This window comes from Sivoneniella epilithica UHCC 1019, from assembly GCF_040830845.1.
In the GTDB taxonomy this organism is placed as follows: domain Bacteria; phylum Cyanobacteriota; class Cyanobacteriia; order Leptolyngbyales; family Leptolyngbyaceae; genus ULC077BIN1.
This window is the reverse complement of sequence record NZ_JBFPDP010000023.1, coordinates 72064-79710: the sequence shown is the minus strand read 5'-3', so window position 1 is coordinate 79710 and position 7647 is coordinate 72064. Positions and strand designations below refer to the sequence as shown.

The following is a 7647-nucleotide window of genomic DNA, read 5'->3' as shown; positions in this document are numbered from 1 at the left end:
CAAGTGATTGCTTCCCTGACTGGATACTCCTTCATCCTAGATGCACTATCTGTCGTTACCACCATTTAAATTGGTATGAGAGAGACAAGGATACTCCATAATTGGTGCGCGCATAGGTTTGAAAACCATGCGCTTGCATTCCGTAAATCAGTCCGAAGTTGACCGCTTTAGCTAACCGTCGCTCATCACCTGTAATTTGGGTGATCGGTTTGTGCAGCAAGAAACTGGCGGTTAGAGCGTGTAGGTCTTGTCCGTTTTGATACGCCTCGTTCATCCGAGGTTCGCCACTCACTTTTGCGGCAATCCTCAGTTCAATCTGGCTGTAATCCGCTTTCACCAGCACATTGCCTGGAACAGGTTCAAAACAGCCCTTGATCCGTTGATCACGGGGTACATTTTGCAAATTTGGCTTGTCACAGCTAAACCGTCCGGTGACGGCTCCACATTGGTTGAGATGTGGGTGTAGTCGTTCCGTCTTGGGGTGAACTAGAGTTGCGTACCCTTCCGCGTAGGTGGAAAGAGCTTTTGTCGCTCTCCGATACTCCAACAGTTTGCTCAAAACGGGGTGCTGTTCCTGAAGCGGAATCAGCGTTTCTTTCCGGGTATTTTTGACTGAAATCCCTATCTCTTGAAGTGCAGTAAGTAATTGCTTGGGACTCTCTAGGTCAACTTTGAAAGAGGTTGGATTTAGTAGCGATTTCTGAACTGCTTCGGGCTTAGGCAACCTCTCCCATAGCTCTTGCTCCAACATAGCTTTTTGCTGCCCCAGTTCATCTGCAAACGCTTGGAGTTTCGCCCGGTTGATGCCCATACCGTTCCACTCCATCTCGGCAACGGCTGGGATGGTACGAAATTCAAGCAAAGCTGTATCAGTTAGCCCTTTTTCCTCTAATTTGGCTGTCAGCGAGTCCCGTAACGGCAGTAGCACAGCCGCATCTCTGGCAGCACAATCAATTTGGCTCTGGGTAAGTCCTGCCTTCCAGTTACTTTTCTGCTCAGATTTATCCAGTTCAATTTCCAGGTAACGATGAGCGATCGCTTCCAACTTGTGAGATTTATTCAACCCAGCATCAATCAACTGCGACGCGATCATCGTGTCAAAGATATTCCCTTTGACCTCTAAGCCTGTTGCTTGGAGAATCTGAAGATCAAAGCTGGCATTTTGGAAGACTTTTTCTGACTCACTCTGAAATAGATGGCTTAAAGGCTGTAAATCTGCTTGAGAAAACGCTGCACAATCAATCACGGTTACCAGACGATCTACTGCTGCCAGTTGGATTAATCTCACCTGATCAGAATGAGGATCAAGTCCTGTAGTTTTGGTATCGATCGCCAATACTGGTGAGTCTTGATAACGGTCAACCACCTGCTGCAAAGCGTCAAGAGTATTAACCAGATAAACGCCCAGTTCATCCTGAGAAGCTGGTGTCTGAGAGGTAAGGACTTCGCTGATTGCTGGTTCCGGTTGCTCTTCAACTGCCTGATTCTCTTCTTGCTCAACAACATGGACTTCAGTGGTTGCCTGATCAAGCACTGCGACTGTCGAATCAAATTTTTCTAAAGGCTCCTGTTGAATGCCTCCTTCTACAACTGCTACTGCATTGCCCAGTTTGTTATCCAGATGCAGTATTTCAGAAATGTTTTGTTGGACGGCTTGCAGTTGCGCTACTGCGGTCTGAAGTGATGCTTCTATCTCATCGTTGTTTGGTAAAGGTTCAACAACTATCGGAGTAACAATTGAAGCTTCTTTCGATGCCTGTTGCCTCCAAGCTTCCAGTGCGGCAACGGCAAACCCTTGATCCAACACATTGCGGGAAAAGGTTGCCGCAAATCCGCGATCGCAGTTACGACTTTCTCCTCCAGTAAATGGATTTTGCACGGCTGTCTCAGTGAGCCGTAATTGGGAGCCTGTTTCCCCAGGAAGAATTTTAAACACCATTTCGCCATCATGAACACATTCAAAGGTGTCCAAATTTCGGTAGTGAGTCACATAAAGCTGGTCATTATGACGTTCGACCACCAAGGGCAGATATGGCTCATTCTCAATTCGTAGATAAAAGTCATCAGCCTGAACAACGGCTTCGGACAATTGGGCATCATTCAAAAACCTGGCAATATTTTTCTCTGGTGTCCCTGCTATTTGCTTGGTAGCAATTGACGAAACTTGGAGAGTTGTATTTTCCAGATCCGAGACAACAGACTGATTGCCATCTAGTTGTGCCTCGACTGCCACTACCTCTTCTGGCATTAGTTGCGGCTGATTGGAAAAGTCATCTTCAATCGGGTCAACCAGAATGAGCGGGACAGTAGCTTCTGAACTTTGTTCAACCTGCCCATTTTTAGATAACTTAGATCCAGGGTTTTTCCCTTGTGGTTCACAAGAGTCTGTAATTGGTTCTAACTCAGGCAGTTTGACTCCCAGGTACTCCCGCGCTTTGTCCTTGAAGTCAAATGCAGCAAGAGAAATGCCCTGTTCTTTCATCAAAACGTGTAGCACTCTATCAATACGGTCTGCTGGAACAACTAGCTCCATGCGATCGCTCACTGAGTAGAAATCACTGCCTGCGGCTGCGATGATGTTCGCGTCTAGCGAAAAGCGATCGCCGATCGCAGACTTTGGTGTTTGCAGCACAAAGCCAGCCCCATTACTACCAAATTGGGCTGCTGCCTGACTTTTGATCGTTAGCACTTCATCCAGGGTTTTGACTGCTCCCTGATAATTGGTGAGGTCTGTCAAAAATGCTTTGACCTGATGAGGCTCTTTGAAGGCTACAGGTTGCTCTCGCAGAGATTCTTGAATATCGAAACTGGCAGGCATAATCAACCCCTGCTGCACGTTTCCCTGATGATCTGTGTAGTTGAGAAACTTCCCGGTTGGGTACTTCTCGTAGGCTTTCAGTAGGTTGCCCTGAAAAATCTGTCGTTCGGTACGCTCTGCCCGTTGCTTCAGGTCAAAGGCTTTGTAGATATCTTGCCCTTCCCAATTGGTGTCCTGCTTGGTGATAGTCGTCATCATGCCTTCCTTCCCTCGGTTAAAACGAGTTAGCGGAACGGTTAGCATTCGAGCATGATTGTCTGTGAGAATTTGAACTCGCCAATTAGTGGGTGCAGTTGGGCTACCATTTTGTCCTTTCTGCCAGACCTTCGCCACTACTCCGTAGGTGATGTTGCCTTCTGGAGAAACAACCCGTACCGTCTGACCCGATGGAAAGTTGCGGATGATTCCGCCTACATGGGTGAATTGGTTCTTAATTCGCTCTCCTGCTTTGTCTTTGCCGTAGTTATCGTGTTTGACAGATAAAATCTCAGCCCGATACTTCATCGTCTCCCGTCGCAGTTCGTAAACTGTATGCTGTGCTTGCTCTTTCGCCTGTTTTTCCGTCTGGTAAAAGTCGTGCTGATTGATCTCTCTAACTGGCTTCAAATCTAGATTTTCGCGCACCAAGTTGATAACTTCTAACTGACTCAATGGCTTGACTGGAACTTTGGCATCCACTACATCTAGGTAGACCGATCCAGTGAACTCGTTACGAACAGTAGAGTTATCAGGAATAATTTCCATCCGTCCAATTGTCCGGGCATCCAGATCAAGTTGCTGCGCCTCCAAAACGCTTTCACCCATTGCCTGTTTTTGAGCAACCAAGTCCAAAGTTTCAGACTCGATCAAGGCATACAGTTCCTCCTGCTCCTTCACCGAAAGCAAAGGAATTCGTCCGGTGGTGCGGCTGATAACTTCAATCTCCGACTCTCCTTGCAGTTTTTCTCTGGGAAATGCCAGCTTTGCTTCTAGTTCTGGCTGATCGTCTAGAATCTCATTAATCACCTCTTCGCCGTAGGGTGTGAGGAAATCAACCACATTGGACACCGACAGGGCGGAGTCGCGATCGGCGGTTGTGTTGGCGTTGAGGGTTGCCATCTTGTGAGAGAGAAGGGCACCCAAACGCTTCTCTGCTGGAATATCGCTCATCAAGTAGGTGATTTCAGGTTCAGACACTTGCCCAAACCGATTTACCCGCCCCAACATCTGCATCACCTGGTTGATGTCTCGCTCTGCTTGCGCCATGATCAGGTGTCGCTGCTGCTGATCGGCGAACTTTTCGGAAGCATGAAGGTTAATGCCAGTGGAGCCAGAACGGTTGAGAATCAGGATGTCCAGTTCTCCAGCATTAAAGCGGTTGACAATTTCTACCTTTGCCTGAGGAGTCGTTTCTTTCGCAGAACGACGCGCATAACCTTGTTCTCCGCTAGGGCTGTAGTCGATGATGTTTTGCCGTCCAGTAACCTCATCAACGCGAAAACCTGCCTGCGTTAGCCGCCATTTGATGTAGTCGATTGAACTGAGCGGGATTGCAGACAGATCAGTGCCATCAATAATCTCTCTAGCATTATCGTAAGCAGCTAAGGCATCATCCCCTAACTCGTCATCGGTCATTCGTCGTCGAATGCCGTTGCCTTCATGATCCTTGATCGTGACATCCCGCGATCGCTCCAGGTAACGGCTCAGGACATCTCCAAACGAAATGGTGATCGCGTCTCCCGGTTGCAGTCCGTTGTCTTCGGCATACTGCTTAATAAAAGCATCCATCGTGTTCGCAACAGCAATCACAGGTTTCTGACCCCGCTCGATTGCCGCGATCGTGTCTTGTACCGTCGCTTCTGCTTTCTGGCACAACAAACCCTGGTCGATCGCGTTGTTCATCAACGAGGTGAAGTTGGTAGACTTCGCTCCTGACTGACCGATGGAGTTGTCTTCGCTAGCAGCCTTTGCCTCCTTTTTCATCTCCTTGCTAAGTTTGGCAACTGCTTTTTCTTTAGTCAGGTCAAACTGGCTGATCGATCGCATAATCGAGGAGATGTCATCTGCAATCTGCCGATCTACCGGAACCACTTTTGACTGGAATGACACGCCCTCAAACGATCTCTCTCGCCTTAGCATCTGACCAGACGCAACAAGTTTGGCTGCCATCATTTGTTGCAAGGGAACACCACCCTCTTTCAGGGTTCGCTGCAAGAAGGAAATATCAGTTACAGCATCAGAGGCATCGGAGCGACGAGCGTAGAGATCCATCACTGCCGGATCTTTAATCGCAGTCGCACTGGCAAACACGGCTCCCGCACTGCGATCGATCAGTTCTCGTGCAAACTCTGCTCGGTTTGGAGCCGCATTGATGCTGACCCAGCCTTTCTCTCCAGTGCTGCCGCCTGCTTCGTGTGCCTCATCAAAAACGAAAATTGCTCTTGGTGCAAGGTCGCGTAAAAAATCCCGTCGAAATGGTTCTTTGCCATTGTCGATCGTTTGAAGCTGGCTGTAGGTGGTAAAAATGGCTTGATAGCGACCCATTCCCTGCTGCATCAGGCGCTGCATTTCTTCCTGTTGCTCCGCAGGATTGCCCGTTCTAAGTTTGCTGCCATCCGGTAATTCCAGCTTCAGGTTGCTATCAGTTGCAAAGACGCTCACTTCAAGCTTGCCAATGTCTTGTAGGTCAGCCAGCATCGAAACATACAGAGTTGATTTTTGCGTGACAAAGACTGGAACGTAACCCTGATTGATCGCATCGATGATTTGACTCGCACAGAATCGCCCCTTTCCATTCCCAGTTTGATCGCCATTGAGAAACACCTTGCTTTTGTCTCGTTGCCAAAATGCTAGAGCATTTGCATCAATTTGCTCGGCGTATAGGTGCTTCCACAGTTCGGCTTTCGACTGATAACCCATGCGCTGCTGCACAAACTCATCCACATCGCCAACTGTCTGTTCCAGCTTATCGAGGGCAGTCTGAGCCGCTGTTGCCATGTTCGCCGGGATAAGTGTACCCGGTGATCTGCCCTGACTGCGGGGAATATATGCAACGTTCAAGGTCGCATCCGCCTCTGGACGCTCAATATCTGCGTTTGCCATTGTTTGAATCCTTGCTTGTGCTGTCTGGTTAGAAGCTACCTGTCCATGCCGTAGGTCAGGTCTGAAAGCCAGTTCTCCAAAGTGAAGTTGTCGTGTTCCGCTATCCACGCCTGCTGGGTCTCTAGTTCGTTCGATTGGATTGGGAGGGGAAAGTCCAGTCCCGTTTCTCGCAAGCGAACCAGAAATGTCTCGTTGCGCTCCAGAAATGTCTCTGCCCACTCTTGAGTCCACCACCAAAGGGGTTCGAGTTTCTTCGTCTGGTAATCCTCGTAGAGGTTCGGCGGTTCCTGAAGGTACAGCAGTTTGAGGGCTTGGCTGAGTCGGTAATGAGTCTGCACCTGGTCTTCGCCACTCTGCTCCATCCAGTGATGAATCATCCATTGAATTCGCAGGCTCATCAGTTGGGTATAGTCCCGCTCTGGTATCTCTGCTGCCCCACCTGATAGCTTGACCATCAGCAATGACTGATTGTCTGAGTCGGGTATCCAGATCGCCGGGAAGTTGCTGTAGTTTGGATAGGTCGTGTTGCTGAACTGGCTCATAGGGCAGTAACTCCTTAAGTACGTCGAATGATTTGTAGATGATGGGTACGTCAGCAGCAGGTAAGTCTCGCCCGGATTTTCCTCGTCCCTCAATCACGATTAAGTCAATGGGAAAGCCTGCTCCCTGTTTGCGGTAGAGATCACCCCAAATCGAGGCGTGCTGAGTAACGTTGTAGTGCTGATAGAGAGCATAGAAAAATCCCCGACTTTCGATTGAGTTATAGCGGTCAGAGCGCAGATCCTCATCGCTTCCCAACTTACCTCCTAAGATCAGCACTGCTCGACCATCGTCCTTCATCGTCTCCAAAGCTCGAAAGGCGATCGCGTGATCAATCTGGCGTGTTCCCCGACGATTACCAGGAACCTCGAATCGTTTTACTTTTCCATCCTCGCCATGCACAATTCCGAATGGTGGATTGGTGATGATTACATCGACTTTCCCATCTGGTCGGTAGGTGCTGGCATCGCTCTGCGTCAGTTGCTGGTAGCCTCGCTGTTTTAGTTCGGTAAAGCGATCGCCATTCAATTCATTAGCAATGACATTGGTAGAATTGGCTCCGATCAGTAAGGCTCCGTTTCCAGCAGTCGGCTCGTAGACGGTAGTTTCTGGTGTAATTCCTGCCAAAGTTGATGCAAGGTAAGCGATTGGAATTGGTGTACTGTATGCCTGCTGAAGAACCGAAGTAGAGGAGCGAACTCCCAATGTTGGCTGACGGTTTAGCAGATCTACGAGTTGGTCATACGCCTGGTGAGTTGATGAGGACTGAGCAATCAGGTATGGCGCAACTCGGACAATCGCAGTTTCCATTGCTTCATCTACCAGCTTGGTGAGCGGACTGCCGGGAGGAACGGGTACATTCAAAAAATTCTCAGCTTGCTTTCGCGCCTGATTGATCCGGGCGTAATTTTCTCCTTGCAATAGGGAACTGTGGAAGGCTCTGATCAGAGCTTCCTTGCGATCGTCGAACATCGTGAATGTTTATTACTGGATCAAATAATGAGGACTAAAAATCATCCATTGCTTTGGTGTCAGGAGAGCAGGGAGGAGGCTCAAATATCACATCTAGCTTCGCTTCCAAATCTGGGTCTTCCTCACGCATTACGGAAGGTGTGTCTGCATTGTCATAATTAGCTTCAGTTGAACTTTCCGAATGTTTTGATCGCAGTTCCTTAGAAGGTTGATTTGAATTCTGATTCTGATTCATA

2 protein-coding genes are annotated in these 7647 nt (G+C 48.7%); both read right to left on the bottom strand.

The window, feature by feature from the left end; all coding sequences use genetic code 11:
- Positions 1 to 55 precede the first annotated feature (55 nt).
- Positions 56 to 7411: a DNA polymerase gene (locus AB3R30_RS15220; RefSeq protein ID WP_458650055.1), complete on the bottom strand. Its 7356-nt coding sequence runs from the start codon at positions 7409 to 7411 to the stop codon at positions 56 to 58.
- 34 nt (positions 7412 to 7445) lie between these two features.
- Positions 7446 to 7646 carry a hypothetical protein gene (locus tag AB3R30_RS15215; protein WP_458650054.1) on the bottom strand — a complete coding sequence of 67 codons (201 nt, stop codon included), beginning with the start codon at positions 7644 to 7646 and terminating at the stop codon, positions 7446 to 7448.
- Between the last annotated feature and the right edge of the window lies 1 nt (position 7647).

Bases quoted from the DNA above. Each gene is read 5' to 3' on its own strand.
- AB3R30_RS15215 (WP_458650054.1), bottom strand. From the start codon at position 7,646: ATGAATCAGAATCAGAATTCAAATCAACCTTCTAAGGAACTGCGATCA.
- AB3R30_RS15220 (WP_458650055.1), bottom strand. From the start codon at position 7,411: ATGTTCGACGATCGCAAGGAAGCTCTGATCAGAGCCTTCCACAGTTCC.